This is a genomic window from Kribbella sp. NPDC006257 (assembly GCF_040613535.1).
Classification (GTDB): Bacteria; Actinomycetota; Actinomycetes; order Propionibacteriales; family Kribbellaceae; genus Kribbella.
On record NZ_JBEXSJ010000001.1, the window covers coordinates 28,785 to 51,715 of the forward strand.

Consider the following 22,931-nt stretch of genomic DNA (forward strand, 5'->3'; position numbering starts at 1 on the left):
CGCGACCCTTCGGCCGCTGTTTGGATGCTGAAGGCAACATTCATCGCCCGTCCACAAGCTACGCGATCCTGTGCATAACTTGGCCGAATACTGATGCTCGCTAATCCCTTGTCCACAAGGGGTTCTGGGATTCAGAAACTGTCGGTGGCGGGGTCTAGTGTTGTCGGCATGGACCTCTTGGAGGCGCCGCGTCCGGCGTATATGTTGAGTGGCGAGGAAGCACTCGCCACTCTCGACGCGTTGCACGCCGAGATGTCGGTCCTGCAGACCTACCGCCTGGAAGTCCTTGCCCGTCTGGACGAAACCGGTCAAACCAAGCAAGTCAGCGGCCAATCCACCGCCGGGTTCGTCGCGTCGAGACACCGCCTCAACCCACCCGAAACCCAACGTGACCTCAAACTGGCCTTGGCGCTGCCCAAGTACCCGGCCGTGTCCGCCGCCCTCCCCGACGTCTACGCCCCACCCGGCCCCGACCCAGCGGTCCAGTACGCGGACGTCACCGACGACACCGGCGAACCCCTGCCCGCTGACACCTTGCCGGCTGAAGTCGTGTCTGGTGATGTATTGCCGGTGTTGCTGCACCCGAGTCAGGCCGAAGCGATCGTGGCTGCGTTGGAGGCGGTCCCGGCTGCGGCGATGGTGCCTGTCGAGGACTTGCAGGCCGCCGAGGACCAGATGGTGAAAGCGGCTCGGAACCTGTCCCCGTGGGACCTGAGGAAACTCGGCAAACGAGTCCGTGACGTTCTGGACACCGACGGCTCGGAGCCGGCCGAGGACGCCGCCCGGCAGCGTGAAGCGTTGCGGATCACGAACGCGGATCATGGCGTGAAGTTCTCCGGGTTCTTGGCTGCGGAGAATGCTGCACTGTTCAAGACGTCGATCGAGGCCGCCGCGAAGCCCCGCCCGGCCCTCGACGGTGAACGCGACCCCCGCACCCTCGAGAAGCGCCAAGCCGACGCCCTGTCCGACACCTTGGCGATCGCTGCGGCGGCGGGTGAGCTCCCCGGCCACGGCGGGATCAAGCCCCACATCACCATCACCATCGACTACGACGACCTGAAATCCAAAGGTCGTGACGCCACCGGCGACCTCCATTTCGGTGACCGCCTGTCGGCCGCCGCGGTGCGCCGGCTGGCCTGCGACGCCGAAGTCATCCCGGTCGTCCTCGGGTCCGAATCCGAACCCCTCGACGTCGGCCGCGGTCAGCGGTACGTCACCAAAGCGATGTGGCGTGTCCTGGCCCGCCGCGACAAAGGCTGCGTCGTGTGCGGTATGCCGCCGAGGTATTCCCACGCCCATCATGTGGTGCATTGGATCGACGGCGGCCCGACGTCGGTCGAAAACTTGGTGTTCCTGTGCGGTGTTCATCACACCGCTGTTCACCACGGCCATTACACGATCACCATTACCAAGGGCAAGGTCCACGTCACCAGACCGTCCTGGGCCGACCCACCCCGCAGTACCGGCCGCAGGGCCTGGTTCACCACACCCCGCACCGGCGCAACCACCACCTCCCACACCGGGACCACGCCCAGCACCAGCGGCCCCACCACGCCCAGCACCGGAACCCGCACCACCGGAACCGGCACGACCGGAACCGGCACCGGAACCGGCACCACCGGAACCGGCAGCACCGGAACCGGCACCGGAACCGGCAGCACCGGAACCGGCACCACCGGAACCGGCACCGGAACCGGCAGCACCGGAATCGGCACGGCTGCCAGATCCGGCGCCTCCAGGTCCACCACGTCTGGCACCAGCTCACCTGACAGCTCCCGCGCCGGTGGATCTACTGCGTTCGGCTTCGACCGATCCGCTGATTCCGCCTCCGGCGGATCCACCATCTCCGGGTCTAGTGGTGTCAACACTTCTCGGTCGGGTGGACCCACCACCTCGCAGCCCGCCTGGGCCGCCACGTCCGCGACCAGCGGCGCATCTCCTGTCGCGCCGCGCGCCGGCGGCCGGTCTCCTGCTCTGCGAGGCGAAACCGCGCAGGGACAAGCCAGGCAAGTTGGCTTCGGAGTCGGAAACGCCCCGTACTGGGGCGAAGATCCACCCGACCAAACCCTCCGCCCCATCCGCGCCTTTCCGATGGTCGGCGACCCACCACCACTCGCAACACTCAAGCCTGCCGACTTCGACCCGTGGGCCCCCGAAACCCAAGACACCGGCTAACCACGCCCGGCCCACCCCGGGTCGCGTAGACCGGGCTCGACACAACCACCACGACCGTCGCAGGCGGCCATCCCCAGCCGGGTGTCCCCGGTCGCGCGGCCTGGAAACCCAGCGCGACGAACTGGGCCGCGGTGGGCGGGTCGGTGTGCGCTTCGACTACCTCCACACGCCGGCGCAGGTCGCGTTGACCTGTGACAGCGACAAGGAAGCTCGTTGCCGTTCAGACCCAGCCGGACGGTGAGCGCGGTGCCCCGACGGATCCGCAGCTCGAGGTCCGCGATGACGACGCGCGCCCTGGCGCGGTCCGCGATGACGGCGCGCGCCGTGCCTCGGTGCTGCACCAGCATCGTGATCCACATACACCTGGATTGCCCGATCGCCCGGCGTTGTTCCCTGGTCTGTGGATCGTGCCCCGGTCGGTGGCGGCTGTGCGCTCTGGCGGCTCATGAGTTGAGAGCGTCGGTGGTTTGGGGGACGTTGTGGTGTGCCGGCGGGCTGGGGAGGGTCGGTGGTTTGGGGGGCGTTGTGGTGTGCCGGCGGGCTGGGGAGGGTCGGTGGTTTGGGGGACGTTGTGGTGTGCCGGCGGGCTGGTTCGCCTGGGGTTCATGGTGCAGAAACTGCGTCGTGGTTGCCGGAGTTGCTGTGCGGCATCGGGCTGTGGAGTCAGTCGGGCTGTTGGAGTGTCTAGCTGAGCCAGTTGTGCAGGGCAAGGAAGTCCGGGTCGGTGAGGCCGTGGCGGGGGTCGACGGGATGCAGAAGAGCTTCTCCGGGGTGATGTGTTGCTACCCAGGTGCGGTCGGTTGCGGTGAGTTCGTCGTCGAGCCAGATGAAGGGGCGGCCGGCTGCCCAGTCGACAAGGGGGCGTGTCTTCCAATGCAGGCCGGCGCGCTCGTCCTGCTTATCCGTGGCGGATGGGCCTGGCCAGATCACTACCGGCAAGTCCGGCAGGCCGAGAAGGGGGCAGATGGTGTCGTTCGCGTCCGCCATCCAGCTCGTCGCCCAGATCAGTTCGCAGCCGAGAGCGGCCAAGCGTGCGCCGTACGCCGGGTTGATTCTGCTCAGCAGCGGATTCGAGCCGGTCGGCAGGTGACTTTCGTATGTCGGGTACGGCTGGGACGTCGCGCCGAAGGGGATCAGTGGGCCGTCGACGTCGAGGAACAGGAGCGTGCGGCCGGCCACGCCTGCACGATAGCCGCCCGCTGAACAGCCGATTGCGCCCGCTCCCATCCACCCGGAACTTCTCCTGCGGCTCGTCGACAGGTGGACCCAGTGGGCTGATAGAGAGTGGGGCAGCATCCGATCTGCCAGTGGAGTGCTCATGAGCTATGGTCCGCCGCCCGAACCGAACGTCCACCCGGCGCCGCCGCAGCCTTATCCGCCGCAGCCCTATCCGCCGCAGCCTTATCCGCACCAGCCGTGGACCGATCCGCATGGGCGGGGATGGCCTGGTGGGCCGCCTCCGGTGGAGCCGGCCAAGGGGTTCGCGGTGGCTGCCGCCGCGTTGGTCTTCGGACTTGTCGGGTGCGTGGTTCCGCTGCTGCCGATCAACCTGGACGGCATCCGCCAGTACACATCCTTCCCCTTCGCGCTGCCCGGACTCGCCCTCGCGATCGTCGGTTGCACCGGACGCCGTCGCGGCAAACCGATGGCTGTGGTCGGTGGCGTCCTGGCTGCGATCGCGCTGTTCATCGGCTTGCTCATGGTCGTCATCAGGAACTGAGCCGGCGCGGCTACTCGGGGGCGGGTGGGAGGTTGAGGGTGGCCAGGTGGGCGGGGTCGGTGATGGAGACCATTTCGCTGATTCGGCCGTTGGTGACGGTGCAGGACATGACGCTGAGCGGTTGGCCGGTGGCGGTCCAGGCGGCGATGCCGGGGTTGCCGTTGACGAGGACGCGGCGGGTCTTGAGGTTGGCGTTGGCACCGCGCTGGATCCGGGTCGCCACCTCAGTGGCGCCGAGGCGGACGGTCATGCCACGCGGGGTGTGGGTGCGCTGAACGACGTCCGGGTCGAGCACCTGCAGGAGACCTTCGAAATCACCCTGCCGGGCCGCCGCCAGGAAAGCATCGACGACCGCACGCTGTTGCCGGCGTTCATCGGTCGGGGTCGCCGACCCCTGCACCTTCCGGCGCGCCCGACTGGCGAGCATCTTGGTCGCGTCGGTCGACTTGCCTATGATCTGACCGATCTCGTCGAACGGCACCGCGAACAGGTCGTGCAGCACGAACGCCAGCCGCTCGGACGGCCCGAGCGATTCGAGCACGACGAGCAACGCGAGCCCGACCGAATCGGCGAGCACAGCGTCATTCGCGACGTCGTTGTCCTCGGTCACGACGAACTCGGGCAGCTGATCCTCGTACGACGCTTGTGGCCGGGCTTTGCGCGTCCGTAGTACGTCAAGACACACCCGCCCCACCACGGTCGTCAGCCAGCCCGCGAGATTGTCGATCGTGTCGGCATCCTGCCGGGCAAGACGCAGCCACGCTTCCTGTACGGCGTCCTCCGCGTCCGCCTGCGAGCCGAGCATCCGGTAGGCGACCGCTACCAGGCGTCCACGCTGTTCCTCGAAGGCTGCTGCGACTTCGTCCACGTTGTTACCTCCCACCGGCGAGGCCCGTCATGGGTGATGACGGGCCCGGACGGGCCGAGGTAACAGAGGAGGAGAAACTCATGAATCTCGCGCTGTGGATCATCGCCGGCGTGCTGGCCGCGGTCTTCCTACTGGCCGGAGGCAACAAGCTGTTCATCCCGCGGGAGAAGCTGGCGAAGGCGCCCGGCGGCGGCTGGGTGAACGACTTCAGCCCCCGCTTCATCAAGGTGCTAGGAGCGGTGGAGATCATCGGCGCCATCGGCCTGATCGTACCGGCAGCGCTCGACATCGCGCCGATCCTGGTCCCGCTGGCCGCGATCGGTCTGGCCACCATCATGACCGGCGCCGCGATCGTCACCTCCCGCCGCCACGAGTCGATGCACGCGCTGCTGAACCTGACCTACCTCGCCCTGATCGCCTTCGTCGCCATCGGCCGCTTCGGCCCCCAGGCCTTCAACTGATCACCGTGATCGAGCGACACCCGTTCCTCACCGAGGTCGGGCGAAGCTGTCCGCCGCCTTGGTCAACGCGGCGAGCAGCGCCGCGGTGGCAGGCGGATCCGGCGGTTCGCCGTACGTGGCGGCATAGATGTGGCGATGCGATCCCGGCAGCGGCGTGGCGATGATCCTCTCCGCGCGATGCTCCTGCAGGGCGAGGCCGGGGATGGTCGTGACACCGAGGCCGGCCGCGACCAGCTCCTGCATGACGACCATGTCGTCGGTCGTGTACCGGATGTCGGGGACGAAACCTTCGCCGTCGCACACCGACAGGAGATGGCTGCTGCAGCGTTCGCAGCCGGCGATCCAGGTCGCGTCGCGCAACGACGCAAGGCCTTTCGTACGCCGGGTGGTCAGCAGGTAGATCGGGTCGTCGAGCAGATGATGCAGGCGGACGCCGAGCGGCTCGGGTTCGCTCTCGTCGTACCGGAAGATGATCGCGACCTCGATCTTGCCGGCCCGCAGCAGGTCCAGCGCCTCGATCGGGTGGCTGTCGGTGAGCTCGACCCGGAGGCCCGGTTGATCGGCCGCGAGCGTCGCCACCGCCCGGGTGACGAAGGATCCGATCGCGGTCGAGAACCCTGCCAGGCGTACCCGACCGGCGGTCAGCCCCACATGGGCAGCCAGCTCGGCATCGGCGGCGTCGACCCGGCCGATGATCTCGGCCGCGCGATCGGCGAGCAGCTGCCCGGCCTGGGTCAGCCGTACCCCGCGTCCGACGCGCTGCAGCAACTGCGCGCCGGTCTCGGCCTCGAGCCGCGCAAGGTGATGACTGACCGTCGGCTGCGAGTAATGCAGCTCCTTCGCTGCGGCCGTGACCGATCCGAGCCGGGCGAGGGCCTCGATGACGCGGAGCCTGGTGACGTCGAGCATATATCGATGGTATCTATTGATCAGCATCAAACATGGCATTAGACATATGAATCGCCCGGTCGCACGCTAGCAATATGACGATCTCAGAGCAGCTTCTTCCGACCGGCGAACTCACCGACCTCATCGACGGCGTCCGTACTGCGGTCGCCGTCCCCACCGACTGGTCAGGCACCGCCGACCTCGTCGCCGAGCAACTCCGCCGGCACCTGCCGACGCCCGACGTACTGACTGCCGAACAGCGACTCGGATCGCCCGACAAGTACATGAGCCACACCCTGTACGTCGATCCACACGGCTCCTTCTCGATCATCGCGCTCGTGTGGCGCCCCGGGCAGCTGACCCGAATCCACGACCACGTGACGTGGTGCGTCTTCGGCGTCATCCAGGGCACCGAACACGAGGAGCTGTACGACGCCGACCTCAACCTCCTCGGCCGCAGCGACAACCACACCGGCGACGTCAGCGGCTTCGCCCCACCCGGCGACATCCACCGCGTCCACAACACCGGCGACTCCACCGCCATCTCCATCCACATCTACGGCACCGACGTCACCCGCATCGGCTCCAGCGCCCGCCGCTTCTACAACTGATCCCCGCACTGCGGGAATTCGGTCGCTGGAAGATGGGTGGTAGGTGAGGATCGGGGGGTGACGGACTCTGTGCGGGGCGTGGTGTTGGAGCGGTTCAGATGGGTGGGCGGGCATGCGGATCTGTGGCCTGTGTTTCGGGATGGGCCGACGTTGAAGGCGGTCGTTCGAGGACTGGTGGAGCCGTTCCGGGGGATGGGCGTGACGGCGGTGTGCGGGATCGAGTCTCGGGGATTTCTCCTGGGCGGGGCGGCTGCCGTTGAGTTGGGAGTTGGGTTCGTGCCGGTGCGGAAGGCCGGTGGGATGTTTCCGGGGGAGAAGTTGGTTGGCGAGACGGCGCCGGACTATCGGGGGATCAGGCAGACGTTGCGGATCCAGCGGGCGTCGATCGCGGCGGGCGATCGGGTGTTGCTGGTGGATGACTGGATCGAGACCGGTAGCCAGGCGTCGGCCGTGCAGGCGTTGATCGAGCGAGCAGGCGCGGAGTTGGTCGGATGCGCCGTTGTGGTCGACGAGTTGCCGGATGGATCCAGGGCGGGGTTGGCGAAGGTTCATTCGCTGGTTTCGGGAGAGGAGCTTCCGGATGACTGAGAGTGGGCTGTTGGACGTTGGCGATGGCAATCGGGTGGCTTGGGAGGTGTGGGGGAATCCGGACGGGAAGCCTTCTGTCATCGTGCATGGGGGGCCTGGGGCGGGGCGGCCTTCGGGGACGGTGAAGGCGTTTGATCTGCAGCGGTATCGGGTGGTGTTGTTCGATCAGCGGGGGTGTGGGCTCAGTACGCCGCACGCTAGTGAGCCGGGCGCGGACTTGACGGTTAATACGACCGAGCACCTGGTCGGGGACATGGAGTTGTTGCGGGAGCATCTGGGGATCGAGAAGTGGTTGGTGTTCGGCGGGTCTTGGGGGTCGACGTTGTCGGTCGCGTACGCCGAACGGCATCCTGAGCGGGTTTCCGAGTTGGTGCTGCTTGCGTTCTGGTTGATGGGGCGGCGGGAGATCGACTGGCTGTACCGCGGTGGGGTCGCGCGGATCTTTCCGGCGGAATGGGAGCGGTTCAGCAACGGCGTACCGGATCCTGTTGTGGCGTTCAGAGAGCGCTTGGAGGATGCGGACGCGGAGGTGCGCGCGAAAGCGGCAATCGAGTGGACCAGATGGGAAGACACTGTGCTTTCACTGGAGCCCAACGGAAAACCCGCTCCGTACAGCGATCGGGCCTCGGATGCATTGATCGCATTCGCTCGGATCTGTGCGCATTACGCCGCCAACAACGGCTGGCTGGAAGACGGTGAGTTGCTTCGCAACGCGGATAAGCTCCAAGGAATCCCGGGCGTGATTCTGCAGGGCAAGCATGATTTGAGTTGTCCGCTCGACGGTGCCTGGGAGTTCGCCAAGCGCTGGCGAGACGGTGAGCTGGTTGTGTTCGATGATGCTGGGCACAAGGGGAGTCCGGCGATGAACGACCAGATGCGCGCAGTACTGAAAAGGATGGCGACATGACGGTTGACTTGTTCGCAGGGATTCCGGTGCGTGAGTACAAGGCCGCGGTGGCGTGGTACGAGCGGTTCTTCGGGAAACCGCCGAGCTTCCTGCCCAATGAGATCGAGGCGGTCTGGGAGGTTGCCGAGCATCGGTACGTCTACATCATCGAATCGCCGGAGCGCGCCGGGAACGCCTTGCAGCTGGTGTTCGTGGAGGACCTGAAACCGGTGATCGACGGTATGAGAGAACGCGGGATCGAGCCGGCCAACCGCGAGACCTACGACAACGGCGTCACCAAGATCACCTACCAGGACCCCGACGGCAACGAGTTCGCGTACGGCGGCAACCCCACCGCCTGACGGCGGCTCCCACCGCCCGACGGCGGCTCCCACCGCCTGGCGGCGGCGAATTCCGGCTGCGTCCCGGCCCGGCGGTGTGGCACGATCGGCGGATGCTGAAATTCACCGACTTCATCATCGATTGCCCGGACACGATGGAGCTGGCGGCCTTCTACGCCGCGGTGACCGGCACAGAGGTCGCTGAGCGCAGCAACGAGCACTGGGCGAGCATCAGCTTCGGCGAGATCGACCTGGCCTTCCAGCGGGTGGAGGCGTATCGCCCGCCGACCTGGCCCAGCGACGAGCACCCGAAGCAGTACCACCTCGACTTCGAGGTCGACCAGTTCGAGCCCGAGCAGCAGCGCGTCGTCGAGCTCGGCGCGACACTGCAGAAGAACTTCATCGGCCCCGAGGGCTACGGCTGGCAGGTCTACACCGACCCGGTCGGCCACCCCTTCTGCCTCTGCCGCAACAAGGGCGTCACCTGGCCCTAACCGCCAGAGCCCGTACTCCGAGGTAGGCGCACCATGAACACATCGACCGGATCCTCGTGCTCCAGCACGAACCCGTGCCGCTCGTAGAGCCGTCGCGCAAGGCTGCCCTGCAAGACATTCAGCCGAACCGCCATGTCTTCCGCGTCGCTCTGCGCCAACGTCCGTTCCAGCACAGCCGACCCCAGACCCCGCCCCTGGTGTTCGAGCGCGAGGTAGAAGTGCTCCAGTAACAGCCCGTCATCGGCCGGACGCACAGTGATGCAGCCGGCCAGCTCTCCGTCGATCTCGATGACAGACGTGTACTCCGTGGAAAAGGAATCCCGCAGCCGCTGGCGTACCCGGTGCTCGTCGTACCGGCCGAGTCGCTCGAGATCGGGGCGCATCACCACAGCCCGCAGTTCGGCCAGCTTGTCGACGTCCCCAGCCATGGCAGGACGTAGTACGGAGGTCTCCACAAGCCACACCCCTTCCTTTCCTTGTTCTTGAGCCCGAGTATCTCAGCCTCTCGCTTCGCCCGGCCGCGCGCAGTACCGTCTGAAGTGGGTGGTGACTGACCGTAAGGTCGCCAAGGGGGGTGGGGGAGTCATGCGTAGTCGTGGGGGAGTTGCGGGTGGGCTGAAGGTGCACGCGATCGCGGGTACCTATGTGGTGCTGCTCGGGCTGGACATTCCGAAGGCGAAGACCAAAGGCTTGCTGGGGTTCGCGATCCAGCGGTTCGATCCCGTCGAGAACGAGCGCTACTGGTTGCGCGGGATGAAGGTCTTCCAGGAGACCTCCGCCGGGATCCCGCCGGGGACCTCGGTGAGTCTGCGGGAGCACCCGCTGCAGAGCTTCCTCTGGGGCGACTACACGGCGAAGCCCGGCCGGGAGTACAAGTACCGCGTGGTCGGGCTGTACGGGAAGCCCAAGAATCTCGAAATCCGCCAGGACGTGACCGTGAAGGTGACGACCGAGTCGGTCGACGTCGGCAGGCACGCCATCCACTTCAACCGCGGTGTCGCGGGCAGCCAGGCGTATGCGCAGAAGTTCGGCCGGCCGCCGCGCAAAGGTGACCGCAGCGATCCGGCGTACGACTGGCTGTCCAGAGGTCTCGAAGAAGCGTTGCTTGCCTATATCAACAAGGCGACCGGGCCGGGATTCGCGCTCAGGGGCGCGGTTTACGAGTTCACCTATCCGCCGGTGCTCGAAGCGCTCAAGGAGGCCGCGGAGCGTGGAGTGGACGTGAAGATCGTCTACGACCGGCGCGGCAAGCCCAGCGACGATCCCGATCGCAAGAAGGTCTGGCAGGAGAGCGAACCGGCGATCGAGGCAGCCGGGCTCGAGGACGTGATGATCCCGCGGAAGACCAACAGCGCGATCGCGCACAACAAGTTCTTCGTGCTGCTGCACAACGACGTACCGCAGGAGGTCTGGACCGGGTCGACCAACATCACCTGGGGTGGCGTCTTCGGCCAGTCGAACGTCGGCCATCTGGTCCGCGACGCCGGCATCGCGAGCCAGTACTTCGACTACTGGCAACGGATCGCCGTCGACCCGCAGTACGACCGGCTCCGGCCTGCCGACACCGAGGCGACCCCGACGCCGTCGATCCCGCCACCGGCCGGCGTCGCGCCGATCTTCAGCCCCCGCACGACGCTGGACCTGATCGACTGGTACGCCGGGGAGGCGGCCAAGGCGAAGAAGTCCTTCTTCATGACAGCCGCCTTCGGGGTGCACGACAAGATCGCCGCCGCAGTCGCGCCCGAGTCGGACGTGATGCGGTACTTCGTTCTCGAGAAGCCGCAGGGCGCGGGCGGGGTCCGCTTCGAGACCGATCACGACGTGAAGGTCGCGGTCGGATCCTTCCTCCGGACGGCGATTCTCGACCGCTGGACGAAGGAACAACTGACCGGGCTCAATCCACGGGTGCAGTACACGCACACCAAGTTCATGCTGATCGATCCGCTCGGCCCCCAGCCGCTGGTGATCTCCGGATCGGGCAACTTCAGCGACCCGTCGGTGCACGAGAACGACGAGAACATGCTGATCATCCAGGGTGACAGCCGGGTCGCGGACATTTATCTCGGTGAGTTCATGCGGGTCTTCAACCACTTCTACTTCCGCTACCTGGTGCAGAAGTTCAACGCCGCGGACGCCACCGCCTACCTGAGTCCCGACGACAGCTGGGTCGGCCGCTACTACGACAAGACCACTCCCAGTTACCGCCAACGGCTCCTGTTTCACTAGTTCAGACGGGTACCGTGTGAGCCCTCCAACGGGTGAGGAGTTCGGCGTGCGGTTTCTTGGTGAGCGGATTCAGGATCTGACCTTCAACGACGTCTTCCTGGTACCGAACAGGTCGGCGGTCTCGTCGCGCCTCGACGTGGACCTGTCGACCAACGACGGGACCGGTGCGTCGATCCCGATCGTCGCGGCGAACATGACCGCGGTCTCCGGCCGCCGGATGGCCGAGACGATCGCCCGGTGTGGCGGGCTGGCGGTGATCCCGCAGGACATCCCGGTCGAGGTGGTGACCGAGGTGGTCTCCTGGATCAAGCAGCGGCACACCATCTACGACACCCCGCTGGTCGTGAAGCCGACCGACACCGTCGGGGAGGCGCTGAACCTGCTGCCCAAGCGCGGCCACGGCGCCGTGATCGTGGTCGACAACGGCCGCGCGGTCGGGGTCGTCACCGACGCCGACTGTGAGGGCGTCGACCGCTACACCCAGCTCGGATCGATCATGTCCCGCGAACTCCTGACGCTGCCGGCCGGGATCGCTGCCGAGGACGCCTTCAACCAACTGCACGACGGCCGGCACCGGCTCGCTCCGGTGGTCGACGGCGACGGCAGCATCGTCGGTATCCTGACCCGCCAGCGAGCCCTCCGCGCGACCCTCTACGACCCGGCAGTCGACGCCTCCGGCAACCTTCGGGTCGCGGCCGCGATCGGTATCAACGGCGACGCCGAGCAGAAGGCGAAAGCCTTGCTGGACGCGGGAATCGACGTCCTGGTCATCGACACCGCGCACGGTCATCAAGAGCGGATGATCGACGTACTACGCACCGTCCGCGCGCTCGACCCTCAGGTGCCGGTTGTCGCGGGCAACGTGGTCACCGCTGAGGGCGTCAGCGATCTCGTCGAAGCCGGCGCGGACATTGTCAAGGTCGGAGTCGGACCGGGTGCGATGTGTACGACCCGGATGCAGACCGCCGTCGGTCGCCCGCAGTTCTCCGCTGTCCTCGAGTGTGCAACCAGAGCCCGTGAACTCGGCAAGCACGTCTGGGCCGACGGGGGAGTCCGGCATCCGCGCGACGTCGCGCTCGCCCTGGCCGCCGGTGCGTCGAGCGTGATGATCGGCTCGTGGTTCGCCGGGACGTACGAGTCGCCCGGCGATTCGCACCGCGACAGCGACGGCCGGATCTACAAGGAGAGCTTCGGGATGGCGTCGGCCCGCGCGGTCAAGCTCCGGACGGCGGAGGACACGCCCTTCCAGCGCGCCCGGAAGAGCTTCTTCGGCGAAGGCATCTCGACCGCCCGGATGTACCTCGACCCGGAGCGCCCGAGCGTCGAGGATCTGCTCGACTCGATCGTCTCCGGCGTCCGCAGTTCCTGCACGTACGTCGGCGCGACCACCCTGGAGGAGTTCCACCAGAACGCCGTCGTCGGCATCCAGTCCGCAGCCGGCTACTCCGAAGGCAAGCCGCTCAACACCAGTTGGTGAGCTGAGCCACAGCTGTCACAGCCGCCTCGCTGGATCCGTCGAAGAAGCAGAAGACGGAAACAGCGAGCGACTGGAGTGAACGACATGACCGCAACGATTCTGGTGACCGGTGGGACCGGGACGCTGGGCAAGCTCGTGGTGCCGCAGTTGACGGCCGCCGGGTACGCCGTCCGCGTGCTGACCCGGCGTGGTGGTGCTTCGGGCGAAGGGATCTCGCACGTCCGAGGGGATCTGCTGAAGAACGAGATCGACCTCGACGGTGCCGACATCGTGGTGCACCTGGCCGGTGGGGCGAAGGGCGACGCGCTCGCCGCGAAGAACCTGGCGAACGCGGCGGCCGGCGTACGGCATCTCGTGCACATCTCCGTGATCGGCGCCGACAAGATGCCGATCAGCTACTTCCGGGAGAAGGCCGGCGCCGAGCAGGCCATCCGCGAATCCGGGGTGCCGTGGACGATCCTGCGAGCCGCCCAGTTCAACAGCCTCACCCTCACGGTCGCGCGCAAACTGGCCGGGCTTCCGATCGTGCCGGTGCCGGGCGGGCTGCGCTTCCAGCCGGTCGACGAGCGTGACGTCGCGGATCGCATCGTCGAACTGGCGCTCGGAGACCCGGCCGGCGCCGTACCGGATATCGCCGGCCCGAGCGTGTACGACGTACGCCAGCTGGTCGACAGTCTGCAGGGAAAGCGTCGCCCGAAACTGCCGATTCGCCTGCCGGGCAAGGTCGGGCGGGCGTATCGCAACGGCGACAACCTCACCCTCACCGGCGCCACCATCGGCAACCGCACCTGGGAGGACTACCTCGCTGGCTAGGCCGGGCGGGTCGCGGTGAGGAGGACGGTGTGCTTGCGGATCGGGTAGTTGCCGTTGGCATCTATGACCGGCTGGACGACGGCGCGGGCGGCGGCCTCCTGGTCCGGGGTGAGTGGAGCGCCGACGAGGCTGGCCAGGTAGGCGATGATCGGCTCGGCGGTGGGGACGGCCAGGTCGGACGGGTAGCGCTCGGACTCGACGTCGGTGAAGTAGCGCGCCAGGTAGCCGGGGCCGGCCTCGGCGGTGAAGTCGTTCATGGTCAGGCCACGGGCGAGTTCGGGGTGGCCGATGACCGGGGCGAGCGCGAAGAGTTCGGCCATGTGGGTGCCGCCGTTGACCGCGACGGCCAGCTTCCCGCCAGGGCGTAGTACGCGGGCGAACTCACGCAGGGCGAGCGCGGGGTCGTCCACGTGGTACAGCATGTGGTTCGCGATCAGCGTGTCGAAGCTCGCGTCCTCGAAGGGCAGCTCCAGCGCGCTGGCCTCGTGGACCACGGCGGCTGGGATCTTGCGCAGCTCGGCGCACATCGCGGGCGAGAAGTCGACCAGCGTCAGCCGCAGACCCCGCGCCACATGATCGATCTGCGACCACAACTTCCCGGTCCCCGCCCCGACCTCGAGCACATCACCCCGCAGCGGCAACCGCTCCTCCAGCCACGCGAACCAGTCCTGCGGATTGGTCCCATAGCTGTGCAACGCGATCCGCGCCACCAGATTACCGGTCGTCTCCGCGTACTGACTCACAGCATGCGCCGAAGGTTTCATCTCGCTAACCCTATCCATCGCCCGGCTGCCCCGAAACCACCGCCGGCGCACCCGCCGATCGGTACGCCGGTGACGGACGCCTCCGGATTGCGGAGGCGCCCGCCGCACGGGGTGGTCAGGGGAACTTGAGGCGGACGATGTAGTTGTCGATGGTGTTCGGGGTGCCGCCGTTCATGTCGTTGTTGGTCGAGGTGACCCAGAGGGCGCCGTCGGGGGTCTTGGTGACGCTGCGCAGGCGGCCCCAGCGACCGGAGAAGACGGCCTGCGGGGTGCCGACACCGGTGCCGGCGGCATTGATCTGGGTGACCCACAACTGCTGACCGGTGACGCCGGCGATGTAGATCCAGTCGTTGACGATCTCCACGCCACTCGGTCCGGCCTGTGACGTCGACCAGGTGCGCTTCGGCGCGATGTAGCCGCCGCAGTCGCCGATGGTTCCTTCGCAGGCGGGCCAGCCGTAGTTGCCGCCCTTCTGGATCAGGTTGAGTTCGTCCTGGCTGTTCTCGCCGAACTCGGCCGCCCAGAGCTGACCCCGCGAGTCCCAGGCCAGGCCTTGCGGGTTGCGGTGACCGTAGCTGTAGACGTAGCGGGCGTTTCCGCCCTCGCTGAAGAACGGGTTGTCGCTGGGCGGCGTACCGTCGGCGTTCAACCGCAAGATCTTGCCATTCAGCGAGGCATGGTTCTGCGAGTTGCCGCTGTTCTTCGCGTCGCCGACGGTCGCGTAGAGCTTGCCGTCGGGACCGAACCGCAGCCGCCCGCCGTTGTGGTAGCGGTTCTTCGCCAGCCCGGTCAGCACCGGCTCCGACGTCGAGGCCAGTACGCCGTTCTCGTACTTCATCCGCACGATCCGGTTGTCGTTCGCGGCCGTGTGGTAGAAGTACACCCAGTGGTCGGTGCTGAAATTCGGCGACAGCGCGAGCCCGAGCAGCCCGCCTTCACCAGTCGTCGTAACAGCGCCAGGAACCTTGCCCAGCGTGGTTTTCTGCCCCGCTGCGGTCACCAGCAACACCTCGAACCGGTCCCGTTCGGTGACCAGTGCCGAGCCCGAGCCGTCCGGCAGGAACGCGACGCTCCACCCGAGGTCGACCCGCGCGATGTCCTTCTCGTACTGCGGAATGCCGCCCGTCCCGGTTGTTGCCGTGCGCACCGACACCGCGTTGCTCAGGCCGGACGCATTGCCGTCGGGGTCGCGGGCCTTGACGGTGAACGTGTAGGCGGTGTTCGGCGTCAGGTTCGTGATCGTCGCGGTCAGCGAATTCGTGGTCGAGACCTTCGTAGTGCCCTGATACACGTCGTACCCGGCGATGCTTCCGCTGTTGTCAGTGGACGCGTTCCAGGCCAGCGAGACGCTGTTCGACGTGATGCTCGTACTGCGCAGATTGCCTGGGACCGTCGGCGGTTGGGTGTCACCGCTGGTGGGGGTCGTGAACGTGACCACGTTGCTCTGCTGCGAAGCGTTGCCAGCGGCATCGAACGCGCCGACCGACACGTCGTACGCCGTGTTCGAGGTGAGCGTGTCCACCGTGGCACTCATGTGCTTGCGTCGACCACCTTGAGTACGTTGCCGCCGCGGTTGATCTCGTACCTGACGACGCCGACGTTGTCGGTCGCGGCCGTCCAGCTGAAGGTGGCCGCGTTCGACTTGATGTTGCTGACGGCAAGGTTTCCGGGCGCCGACGGCGGGGTGGTGTCGGTGCTGGTCGGGGTGACGGTCAGCTTGTCCGCGTTCGGGCCGCCGTCGGCGGTGGTCGCGCGGGCACGGATCTTGTTGGTGCCGGCGGCCAGCGTCAACCGGACCGTCTTGGTCTGCCAGTTGGTCCAGTCGCCGGTGCCCGGGAAGGTGATCCCGACCGCGCCGGCCACGCCGTTGACGGTGAAGTCGAGAGGCCGGGCGGCGGTGGTCCCGTTGGCATAGCGAAGCGTCACGTCGGCCGGTCCGGCAGGGGCCGTCACCGTCCACTCGACGTAGCTGCCGACGAGATTGTCGTAGTTGACGAAGCCGGTGCCGGTGTAGCCGGCGTGGTTCGCTTCGACGACGCCTTGCGAGATCGTGGCGTCTTCGGCCTGGTAGTCGGTGGACGCCGCGCTCGCACTCTGCTGGGCAGCAGGTGTGAGCGCGAGGACGACGGCGAGAACTGCCGAGCCGGAGATGACGGCACGCCAGACTGACTGAGGTGACACGGTGCCTCCTGGGATTCCTGGGGCGGACGGAGGTGCAGGGGCTATTTCATTAGGAAAGTTTCCTAACTACTGTGCTCTGCATCACACCACCTGAGGAATTCCACTGTCAATCCCCTCGCGAATGGACGAGCTACTGGCTCACGGTGATGAGGACCTTCCCAGTAGTGCCCGACTCGACGGCCTCGTGAGCGCCCGCGGTCTGGTCGAGGGTGAAGTGGTGCAGCGGGAGACCGGCAGCCTCGCCGACCGGGAGCGCGCCGGCGGTGATGGCGGCATTGATGTCGTCACCCGCGGTCCGCAGCAGCGGCCAGCCCAGCGAGTAGAGCAGCACGTACTGGTAGCGGGTGTTGAGGCCCATGTTGGCGCGGATGTCGACCTCGAACGGCTTGTTGCCGTCGTTGGCGTAGATCGCGATCACGCCGCGCGGCCGCAGTACGGCGAGATCCAGCGCGCTGTTCGCGCCGGCCGCGACCTCCACGATGATGTCCACCCCCTCCGGGGCGTACTTGCGAATCTGGTCGGCCGCGTCCTCATCGCGATAGTTCACGACGTACTCCGCGCCTGCGGCGGTCGTCAGCGCCGCCTTCTCCGGGCCACTGACCGTCGTGATGACCGTCGCGCCGGCCCACTTCGCGAGCTGGATCGCCGCGTGCCCGACCGCGCCGGCGCCACCGGCGACCAGGACGACCTTGCCGTCGAGCGCTCCGGGAGCCAGTCGCGAAGGACCGTCTTCGGCCACCGTCAACGCCCGGTGCGCGGTGATCGCAGGGACTCCGACGCTGGCGCCAAGGTCGAAGTCGGCTCCATCAGGCAGGGCAAAGACGCGGTTCACCGGTACGACGGTGTACTCCTGCGCCGTACCGCTTCCCGGCCGCTCGAAGGCGGCCAGCGACAGCCAGACCCGATCCCCGACCGCCACACCTTCGACATCGGCGCCGATCGCGTCGACGACTCCGGCGCCGTCCTGGTTCGGCACCGACTCGGTTCCGGGCTCGCCGCCGTACAGGCCGGTGCGTGACTTCCAGTCGGTCGGGTTCACTCCGGAGACGATGATCCGCACGCGCACCTCACCGGCGCCGGGCTCGGGAATCTCCCGGTCGACCAGCTGCAGTACGGAGTCGGCGGCGCCGAGCTGGTCATGAACGATTGCCTTCATCAAAGCTCCCAGGATTCGCGGTCACGTACTCCGGCTACAGCCGCCACCTGGTCGTGCTTATTCCTGAGCCGAGCTCAGATCCGCGGATCACGAGGATCGCGGCGGTCCTCGACGACGGTCGTGTGCGAAGTGCGTGAGCGCTGCCCGTTGAGCAGCAGGACCAGCACCAGGCCGAGTGCGCCGGCGCCCATCAGGATGTAGCCGACCGCGGTCAGGTCGACGCCGCTGATCCGGTCCGTGACACCGAAGGCCAGCACGCCGCCGAGCGCGAGCAGGAAGATTCCCGCACCGATTCCCATCACATACCTCCACAGGTTGGTGCGCCGTCAGGCGCCACCCCTTACCGGTACCCGGCGCTCAAACGCGGCTGAGGACTGGCATTGAAGTCTGTATGCGGTATACGATCACGTCCAGAACGCACCGGCGTGTGACCGGGTGCACGGCGGTGAATGCCGGGTACCGGGTAGGGTAGGTGCGTTTGTGGAGGGGAGTATTCCTTCGCGGTAGCGTCGTCATCACGGAAGACCCCAGGTCGACCCGGTGCTGCCGGTCCGAGTCCCGTCGGGCGGAAGAGACCTCCGGACCCGCCGCTGTCGCCCGTCCGGAGGTATGCCCGTGGTATCCCACATGTCCCCGACCGTCTGGATCCTGACGATCGTCGGTCTGCTCGCGATCGTCGCGTTCGACCTGATCGTGATCGCCCGGCGCAAGCACGCCGTGACGATCAAGGACGCCACCCGCTGGGTGCTCTTCTACATCGGCCTGGCCGGGTTGTTCGCGGTCGGCCTGTTCGTCTTCAGCCCCGGCGCGTCCGGTGGTGAGTTCGTGGCCGGCTACATCACGGAGTACAGCCTCAGCGTCGACAACCTGTTCGTCTTCGTCATCATCATGGCGAGGTTCGCGGTGCCGTCGCTGGCCCAGGACAAGGTGCTCTACATCGGCATCGTGGTGTCGATGCTGCTCCGCGCGATCTTCATCCTGGCCGGTGCCGCGGCGATCTCCGCGGCGAGCTGGGTGTTCTACATCTTCGGTGCGTTCCTGGTCTACACCGCGGTCCGGCTGGCGCTGGAGGGTGAGAACGACGACACCGACTTCCAGGAGAACGTCGTGATCCGCGGCATGCGCCGGATCCTGCCGCTGCAGCACGACTACGACGGCGCCAAGCTGCTCACCAAGCCGGAGACCGGCCGCCGGATGCTCACCCCGCTGGTGATCGTGATCGCCGCGATCGGGATGGCGAACGTGATCTTCGCGCTCGACTCGATCCCGGCCATCTTCGGGCTCACCCAGGACGCCTACATCGTGCTGACCGCGAACGCCTTCGCGCTGATGGGCCTGCGCCAGCTGTACTTCCTGATCGGCGGTCTGCTCGAGCGGGTCATCTACCTGAACGTCGGCCTGTCGGTGATCCTCGCCTTCATCGGCGTCAAGCTGATCATCGAGGCGCTGCACGGTTCGCACATCGACGACATCGGTGCGATCCACCTGCCGGAGATCGGCATCGCCACATCGCTCGGCTTCATCGCCGGCACGCTGCTGATCACCACCGTCGCCAGCCTGATCAAGACCGGCCGCGACCGCCGCCGGGTCGAGGTCAAGGCCGACTGACTCCGGTACTACGGGTCGCCGCTTCCCCTGGGAGGACCGGCGACCCGTAGTACGGGCTAAGCCTTGGTTGCCACCGGCTCCTTTGCCGGCCGGAGCCGGAGGTAGAGGGCCGGGATCGGCGTCAGGATCAGGCCGGACACGACCAGCGCGGTACGGATGGACGTGCGGCCGGCGAGGGCGCCGAGCGGTGGTCCGCCGATGATCTGACCGATGGCGTTCGACTGCGACACCATCGAGATCACCGTCGCGCGCGACCGCGACTCCACGTTGCGGTTCAGCCAGGCCGACTCGACCGGATACGCGATGGTTGCGGCCACGCTGCCGACCCACATCGCGGCCAGCCCGAGCCACAGGTGTCCGGCCAGTGCGAACCCGAGCACGCCGCCGACCTGGAACAGGCTGAGCAACGCGAGCAGGCCGTTCGGATGCAGCGCCGACATCCGTACCGGCGACACCTTGTTCACCACCAGCGACGTCGCCAGTGACAGGACGGTGCCGATCAGCGAGAAGACGGTGAACCAGAGCGCCGGATCGGAGGTCCCGAACACTGTCGGCAAGCTGAAGTCGTTGAGGATCTTCACCGACCACAACCGGTCGAACGCCTCGCTGGACAGGCCAGAGATCAGGCTGATCAACGCGAGGTACCGGACCACCGGCCGCCGCCGAGCGGTCGCCAGGCCGTCCTTGAAGGTGTCGGCCATGTTCTTGAACGTCTCCCGCTCGGCCTTCGGCGTCGGGTGGAAGTTCTCCTCCCGCATGAACACAGCCAGCGCGAGCCCGACCAGGATCACGCCGGCCCCGCCCAGCTTCATCGGCAGCGACAGGCTGACCAGTCCGAGCAGACCTGCGCTGACGGCACCGGCGATCTTGCATCCGAGGTTGAATTGCTGGCTCCGGACGAAGATCTTCCCGACCTCTTCCTCACCGACCTCGTCGGTGATCCAGGCCTGATCGGCGCCCGAGGTGAAGGTGTAGCCGACGCCCCACAGCACCTGGGCGGCGAGGACCGCCAGGAAGGCAGGGATCAGGCCCTGGACCAGAACGCCGGCGCCGATCAGCACCAGGCCGATGATGATCGACAACCGGCGGCTGTACAGATCGGCGACGATGCCGGTCGGGATCTCGAACGCGAAGCAGGCGATCTCGAGGGTGGTTCCGACCAGAACCATCTGCAGTGGACTCAGGCCGACGACTTTGACGAAGTAGACCATGTTGAGCGTGAAGGCCAGCGCGAAGAGAAACGCGAACGCGCCCTGAAAGGCGTAGTACGTGCGGGCCGGATCGGCGGCCCGGATGGCAGGCAAAGACATCGTCGGTAGCTCCTGAAAGCATCACGTGTGCGGGCATGACAAAGCCCGACCGGGTCGCTGCCGGATGACTCGACGGCAGCCGACCGGGTCGACCTCAACGTGACGCACGACAGCGCTTCAGCAGACGAAGGCGGCAGTGCGCTTTCAGGAGCAGGTTTGCATGTCGCCGAGGATAAGGCAGCGACGACCTGCCGTGCCTGCTATTTGTTTCACTCGATTCCCGCCCGCTGCATGATGTGTCCAGCGTCAAGTGATCCACTGACCATCAGCATTTGACGAAAGGGAACGGCCGGGCTCTCGGTTCGAAGAGCTACGCGCGGGTACTATTCAGGTAGCCCGGCCCGGCCGTTCCCCCGTGATGGTCGGGTCGGGTCCTGAGCGTCAGACAGCTTTCCGGTAGCGGGGCTGCCGCTCGGTGACGCGATACCCGGCCTGCTCGTAGAGCGCCACGCTCCCGGTCCTGTTCTCGGCCACGGTCCACAGCCCAGTACGCCGTACGCCGTGTCGCCACAGCTCCGCGTGATTCGCCCGCAGCAAGGCGCTCGCCAACCCGCGCCGCCGCCAGTCGGGCACGACTCCGACCCACGGAGTGTCGTCCGGCCCGGAGACCACCCAGCCGACGAGCCGGTCGCCCTCCCAGCCGAGCGTCCACAACGCGTAGTCGGGGAAGTCCTCGGCGACCTCCTGCTCGAACTCCTCGAAGGTGTCCTGCTGGTATCCCGACGAACTCCCCGCGAACGCGGTGGCGTTCCCGTCGAAGACCGCCCGGTGATCGCCCGGTCCGGCAGGCCTCACCTCGACGCCCGCCGGCAGCTCGACCGGTCCGGGCTCGTCGAGCTCCACCGTCATCCGGACCCGGGTGAACGCGATGTCGTAGCCCGCGGCAACGGCCAGCCGGCGTTCGGACTCGTCGTCGACATTCAGGCCGAAGTACGACGTACCGATCGCGTCGCCAAGGGCCTGATTCTCCTGCCAGGCAAGGAGTTCCCGGCCATGACCTTGTCCGCGACACTCGGGTGCGATCCAGCCCAGCAGCAGGTGCAGCCGCGTCCCGTCGGCCTCGTCCCACCAGATGTTCTTCGCGCAACCCACAACCTCACCAGCGGCTTCGGCCACGAACTGCGGTACGAATCCGGCTTCGTCGACGGCGTCGCCGGACCGGGGTACGCGCAGGTGCAAGGTCATGGGCCGAAGTATTGCCCGGCGGGCGGCGCTGCGCCACGCGATAATCGGCGGATGGCTTCGATCACCTCCGGGATGTTGTTCACTGTCGCTCGCAGCCTCGGCCTCCGGATCGAACGGTTCGAGCCGACTCGTGCGGTGGATGCGGATACCGAGTGGCCGGGCAACGCCAACTGGCTCGCGTGGACCTCGGCAGGGGAGTGCCTGGTGCTCCGTCGGTACCACGTCTTGAGTGCCGAGGAAGGCCTTGGCTACGAGTCCGCCGTACTGCGTCATCTCGCGGAGCGGGGATGGTCGGTGCCGAGCCCGGTGACCGAGCTGGTGAGTTTCGAGGGCAGGTTCTGGGCGGCGACTCTGTTCATCCCGGGGGTGCCGCACTCGGAGGAGACGCCGGCGCAACGAGCGGAGCGCGGAGCACTGCTCGCGAGGCTGCATGCGGATCTGCGCGGGCTCGAGCTGGGGCAGCGGACGGAGTTCTTCCAGGCCTGCGATCTCGAGGCGATGGCTGCCTATCAGGATTGGGATCTCGGTCTTGAGGGCCTGCGGAAGCTTCGGCCCGAGCTGGCTGATCGGGCCGCGGCGGCGATGGTGACCGCGAAGGCTCTTGTTGCCGAGGGCAACTTGCTGGAGCTGCCGCAGAGTGTGGTGCACGGTGATTTCGCGTCCTGGAATCTGCATTTCCATCCGGACGGGAGGCCGGCCGGAGTGATCGACTTCGGGCTGACCCATCGCGACAGCCGGTCCTGGGAGTTCGTGATCGCCCGGGTCCATCGCGCGCCTGAGTTACTGGCCGGGTATCAGCAGGAGGCGGCCGAGCTCGGGTACCCGCTGGCCGAAGAAGAGATCGCGGCGATCCCAGCCTTGCAGCGGGTGCTGCGGGTAAACATGGTGATGGCCGAACTCTGGAACGGCGCTCGCAGCGGCAGCTTCGACGTACCGATGATCGAGCGCCAGCTGACATTCACGTCTTGACATAGTCGGCGCCGGGCAGTTGACTGGGATATAGTTCACAAAGGAAATAAATCCGATCCGGTCCGGAAGTGGTCGCTCAGAGCCTCTTTCCCGGGTCGCTGTGAGGTGCCCTGGATCCCATGGTTCGCCATGGGATCTGTCGGCGTTCCTGACCAAATCATTGCCTTCGGCAACCGATGGAATCCCTTTGCTGCAAGGGAAAACCCCTTT

General features: G+C 66.8%; 25 protein-coding genes. 14 read left to right on the forward strand and 11 right to left on the reverse strand.

Translation table 11 applies throughout. From position 1 onward, the window contains the following. Window positions 1-168: 168 nt before the first annotated feature. Both ABZ004_RS00165 and ABZ004_RS00170 read left to right on the forward strand, forming a co-directional pair. The gene (locus ABZ004_RS00165; protein ID WP_355677538.1) at window positions 169-2,175 is read left to right on the forward strand and encodes a DUF222 domain-containing protein; all 2,007 of its coding nucleotides are present in this window, start codon (window positions 169-171) and stop codon (window positions 2,173-2,175) included. A 191-nt stretch (window positions 2,176-2,366) separates the two neighbouring features. Next, window positions 2,367-2,624: a hypothetical protein gene (locus ABZ004_RS00170; protein ID WP_355677539.1), complete on the forward strand. Its 258-nt coding sequence runs from the start codon at window positions 2,367-2,369 to the stop codon at window positions 2,622-2,624. A 235-nt stretch (window positions 2,625-2,859) separates the two neighbouring features. On the opposite strand, the gene ABZ004_RS00175 is transcribed toward ABZ004_RS00170, so the two are convergent. Next, entirely contained in the window at window positions 2,860-3,354 is a 495-nt protein-coding gene (locus tag ABZ004_RS00175) for an HAD domain-containing protein (RefSeq protein ID WP_355677540.1), read from the reverse strand. A gap of 139 nt (window positions 3,355-3,493) precedes the next feature. Here ABZ004_RS00175 and ABZ004_RS00180 point away from each other — a divergent pair, with 139 nt between their 5' ends. After that, window positions 3,494-3,895 (forward strand): hypothetical protein, encoded by a 402-nt coding sequence (locus ABZ004_RS00180; RefSeq protein WP_355677541.1) that lies wholly within the window; start codon window positions 3,494-3,496, stop codon window positions 3,893-3,895. A gap of 10 nt (window positions 3,896-3,905) precedes the next feature. Here ABZ004_RS00180 and ABZ004_RS00185 read toward each other — a convergent pair whose 3' ends face one another. Beyond that, entirely contained in the window at window positions 3,906-4,763 is an 858-nt protein-coding gene (locus tag ABZ004_RS00185) for a sigma-70 family RNA polymerase sigma factor (protein WP_355677542.1), read from the reverse strand. 80 nt (window positions 4,764-4,843) lie between these two features. Between ABZ004_RS00185 and ABZ004_RS00190 the strand changes: the two genes are divergently transcribed. Next, the gene (locus ABZ004_RS00190) at window positions 4,844-5,224 is read left to right on the forward strand and encodes a DoxX family protein (RefSeq protein WP_355677543.1); all 381 of its coding nucleotides are present in this window, start codon (window positions 4,844-4,846) and stop codon (window positions 5,222-5,224) included. A 27-nt stretch (window positions 5,225-5,251) separates the two neighbouring features. Here the strand turns inward: ABZ004_RS00190 and ABZ004_RS00195 are convergent, their stop codons facing one another. Then, entirely contained in the window at window positions 5,252-6,133 is an 882-nt protein-coding gene (locus ABZ004_RS00195) for a LysR family transcriptional regulator (protein ID WP_355677544.1), read from the reverse strand. 74 nt (window positions 6,134-6,207) lie between these two features. Here ABZ004_RS00195 and ABZ004_RS00200 point away from each other — a divergent pair, with 74 nt between their 5' ends. The 5 genes from ABZ004_RS00200 to ABZ004_RS00220 all read left to right on the forward strand — a co-directional run bounded on the left by ABZ004_RS00200 (window position 6,208) and on the right by ABZ004_RS00220 (window position 9,032). Further along, window positions 6,208-6,723 carry a cysteine dioxygenase family protein gene (locus ABZ004_RS00200; protein WP_355677545.1) on the forward strand — a complete coding sequence of 172 codons (516 nt, stop codon included), beginning with the start codon at window positions 6,208-6,210 and terminating at the stop codon, window positions 6,721-6,723. A gap of 57 nt (window positions 6,724-6,780) precedes the next feature. Continuing rightward, window positions 6,781-7,311: a phosphoribosyltransferase family protein gene (locus ABZ004_RS00205; RefSeq protein ID WP_355677546.1), complete on the forward strand. Its 531-nt coding sequence runs from the start codon at window positions 6,781-6,783 to the stop codon at window positions 7,309-7,311. Then, window positions 7,304-8,218 (forward strand): prolyl aminopeptidase, encoded by a 915-nt coding sequence (gene pip, locus ABZ004_RS00210; RefSeq protein WP_355677547.1) that lies wholly within the window; start codon window positions 7,304-7,306, stop codon window positions 8,216-8,218. The genes ABZ004_RS00205 and pip overlap by 8 nt, the downstream gene beginning before the upstream one ends. Further along, window positions 8,215-8,559 carry a VOC family protein gene (locus ABZ004_RS00215; protein WP_355677548.1) on the forward strand — a complete coding sequence of 115 codons (345 nt, stop codon included), beginning with the start codon at window positions 8,215-8,217 and terminating at the stop codon, window positions 8,557-8,559. The genes pip and ABZ004_RS00215 overlap by 4 nt, the downstream gene beginning before the upstream one ends. A gap of 92 nt (window positions 8,560-8,651) precedes the next feature. Beyond that, window positions 8,652-9,032: a VOC family protein gene (locus ABZ004_RS00220; protein ID WP_355677549.1), complete on the forward strand. Its 381-nt coding sequence runs from the start codon at window positions 8,652-8,654 to the stop codon at window positions 9,030-9,032. Here ABZ004_RS00220 and ABZ004_RS00225 read toward each other — a convergent pair. Further along, window positions 9,029-9,496, reverse strand: coding sequence for a GNAT family N-acetyltransferase (locus ABZ004_RS00225; RefSeq protein WP_355677550.1), 468 nt, complete (start codon window positions 9,494-9,496; stop codon window positions 9,029-9,031). The two genes, ABZ004_RS00220 and ABZ004_RS00225, sit on opposite strands and share 4 nt — an antisense overlap. A 121-nt stretch (window positions 9,497-9,617) precedes the next feature. On the opposite strand from ABZ004_RS00225, the gene ABZ004_RS00230 reads away from it, so the two are divergent. The 3 genes from ABZ004_RS00230 to ABZ004_RS00240 all read left to right on the forward strand — a co-directional run bounded on the left by ABZ004_RS00230 (window position 9,618) and on the right by ABZ004_RS00240 (window position 13,548). After that, a complete protein-coding gene (locus ABZ004_RS00230; RefSeq protein ID WP_355677551.1) occupies window positions 9,618-11,258 on the forward strand; it encodes a phospholipase D-like domain-containing protein in 1,641 nt (546 codons plus the stop codon). Window positions 11,259-11,304: 46 nt separating this feature from the next. Further along, complete coding sequence (locus ABZ004_RS00235) at window positions 11,305-12,735, forward strand: GuaB1 family IMP dehydrogenase-related protein (protein ID WP_355677552.1); 1,431 nt, start codon at window positions 11,305-11,307, stop codon at window positions 12,733-12,735. An 84-nt stretch (window positions 12,736-12,819) separates the two neighbouring features. Beyond that, window positions 12,820-13,548 (forward strand): SDR family oxidoreductase, encoded by a 729-nt coding sequence (locus ABZ004_RS00240; RefSeq protein ID WP_355677553.1) that lies wholly within the window; start codon window positions 12,820-12,822, stop codon window positions 13,546-13,548. Here ABZ004_RS00240 and ABZ004_RS00245 read toward each other — a convergent pair. The 5 genes from ABZ004_RS00245 to ABZ004_RS00265 all read right to left on the reverse strand — a co-directional run bounded on the left by ABZ004_RS00245 (window position 13,545) and on the right by ABZ004_RS00265 (window position 17,948). Continuing rightward, the gene (locus ABZ004_RS00245; RefSeq protein ID WP_355677554.1) at window positions 13,545-14,312 is read right to left on the reverse strand and encodes a class I SAM-dependent methyltransferase; all 768 of its coding nucleotides are present in this window, start codon (window positions 14,310-14,312) and stop codon (window positions 13,545-13,547) included. The genes ABZ004_RS00240 and ABZ004_RS00245 overlap by 4 nt on opposite strands. Before the next feature lie 115 nt (window positions 14,313-14,427). After that, on the reverse strand, window positions 14,428-15,846 hold the full coding sequence (locus ABZ004_RS00250) for a PQQ-dependent sugar dehydrogenase (protein ID WP_355677555.1): 1,419 nt from the start codon (window positions 15,844-15,846) through the stop codon (window positions 14,428-14,430). Further along, a complete protein-coding gene (locus tag ABZ004_RS00255; RefSeq protein ID WP_355677556.1) occupies window positions 15,843-16,493 on the reverse strand; it encodes a carbohydrate-binding protein in 651 nt (216 codons plus the stop codon). Before ABZ004_RS00255 ends, ABZ004_RS00250 begins: the two co-directional genes overlap by 4 nt. A 130-nt stretch (window positions 16,494-16,623) precedes the next feature. After that, on the reverse strand, window positions 16,624-17,649 hold the full coding sequence (locus ABZ004_RS00260) for an NADPH:quinone reductase (RefSeq protein WP_355677557.1): 1,026 nt from the start codon (window positions 17,647-17,649) through the stop codon (window positions 16,624-16,626). A 74-nt stretch (window positions 17,650-17,723) separates the two neighbouring features. Continuing rightward, window positions 17,724-17,948 carry a DUF6458 family protein gene (locus tag ABZ004_RS00265; RefSeq protein WP_355677558.1) on the reverse strand — a complete coding sequence of 75 codons (225 nt, stop codon included), beginning with the start codon at window positions 17,946-17,948 and terminating at the stop codon, window positions 17,724-17,726. Window positions 17,949-18,276: 328 nt separating this feature from the next. Between ABZ004_RS00265 and ABZ004_RS00270 the strand changes: the two genes are divergently transcribed. Next, on the forward strand, window positions 18,277-19,257 hold the full coding sequence (locus ABZ004_RS00270; RefSeq protein WP_355677559.1) for a TerC/Alx family metal homeostasis membrane protein: 981 nt from the start codon (window positions 18,277-18,279) through the stop codon (window positions 19,255-19,257). Between the two features lie 56 nt (window positions 19,258-19,313). On the opposite strand, the gene ABZ004_RS00275 is transcribed toward ABZ004_RS00270, so the two are convergent. After that, window positions 19,314-20,567, reverse strand: a complete 1,254-nt coding sequence (locus tag ABZ004_RS00275; protein WP_355677560.1) for an MFS transporter — start codon at window positions 20,565-20,567, stop codon at window positions 19,314-19,316. Window positions 20,568-20,948: 381 nt separating this feature from the next. After that, window positions 20,949-21,752, reverse strand: coding sequence for a GNAT family N-acetyltransferase (locus tag ABZ004_RS00280; protein WP_355677561.1), 804 nt, complete (start codon window positions 21,750-21,752; stop codon window positions 20,949-20,951). 51 nt (window positions 21,753-21,803) lie between these two features. On the opposite strand from ABZ004_RS00280, the gene ABZ004_RS00285 reads away from it, so the two are divergent. Continuing rightward, window positions 21,804-22,721, forward strand: coding sequence for a phosphotransferase (locus ABZ004_RS00285; RefSeq protein ID WP_355677562.1), 918 nt, complete (start codon window positions 21,804-21,806; stop codon window positions 22,719-22,721). Window positions 22,722-22,931: the final 210 nt, after the last annotated feature.

Bases quoted from the DNA above. Each gene is read 5' to 3' on its own strand.
- ABZ004_RS00165 (WP_355677538.1), top strand. From the start codon at position 169: ATGGACCTCTTGGAGGCGCCGCGTCCGGCGTATATGTTGAGTGGCGAG.
- ABZ004_RS00180 (WP_355677541.1), top strand. From the start codon at position 3,494: ATGAGCTATGGTCCGCCGCCCGAACCGAACGTCCACCCGGCGCCGCCG.
- ABZ004_RS00190 (WP_355677543.1), top strand. From the start codon at position 4,844: ATGAATCTCGCGCTGTGGATCATCGCCGGCGTGCTGGCCGCGGTCTTC.
- ABZ004_RS00195 (WP_355677544.1), bottom strand. From the start codon at position 6,133: ATGCTCGACGTCACCAGGCTCCGCGTCATCGAGGCCCTCGCCCGGCTC.
- ABZ004_RS00200 (WP_355677545.1), top strand. From the start codon at position 6,208: ATGACGATCTCAGAGCAGCTTCTTCCGACCGGCGAACTCACCGACCTC.
- pip (WP_355677547.1), top strand. From the start codon at position 7,304: ATGACTGAGAGTGGGCTGTTGGACGTTGGCGATGGCAATCGGGTGGCT.
- ABZ004_RS00215 (WP_355677548.1), top strand. From the start codon at position 8,215: ATGACGGTTGACTTGTTCGCAGGGATTCCGGTGCGTGAGTACAAGGCC.
- ABZ004_RS00220 (WP_355677549.1), top strand. From the start codon at position 8,652: ATGCTGAAATTCACCGACTTCATCATCGATTGCCCGGACACGATGGAG.
- ABZ004_RS00230 (WP_355677551.1), top strand. From the start codon at position 9,618: ATGCGTAGTCGTGGGGGAGTTGCGGGTGGGCTGAAGGTGCACGCGATC.
- ABZ004_RS00240 (WP_355677553.1), top strand. From the start codon at position 12,820: ATGACCGCAACGATTCTGGTGACCGGTGGGACCGGGACGCTGGGCAAG.
- ABZ004_RS00245 (WP_355677554.1), bottom strand. From the start codon at position 14,312: ATGAAACCTTCGGCGCATGCTGTGAGTCAGTACGCGGAGACGACCGGT.
- ABZ004_RS00250 (WP_355677555.1), bottom strand. From the start codon at position 15,846: ATGAGTGCCACGGTGGACACGCTCACCTCGAACACGGCGTACGACGTG.
- ABZ004_RS00260 (WP_355677557.1), bottom strand. From the start codon at position 17,649: ATGAAGGCAATCGTTCATGACCAGCTCGGCGCCGCCGACTCCGTACTG.
- ABZ004_RS00265 (WP_355677558.1), bottom strand. From the start codon at position 17,948: ATGGGAATCGGTGCGGGAATCTTCCTGCTCGCGCTCGGCGGCGTGCTG.
- ABZ004_RS00270 (WP_355677559.1), top strand. From the start codon at position 18,277: ATGTCCCCGACCGTCTGGATCCTGACGATCGTCGGTCTGCTCGCGATC.
- ABZ004_RS00275 (WP_355677560.1), bottom strand. From the start codon at position 20,567: ATGTCTTTGCCTGCCATCCGGGCCGCCGATCCGGCCCGCACGTACTAC.
- ABZ004_RS00280 (WP_355677561.1), bottom strand. From the start codon at position 21,752: ATGACCTTGCACCTGCGCGTACCCCGGTCCGGCGACGCCGTCGACGAA.
- ABZ004_RS00285 (WP_355677562.1), top strand. From the start codon at position 21,804: ATGGCTTCGATCACCTCCGGGATGTTGTTCACTGTCGCTCGCAGCCTC.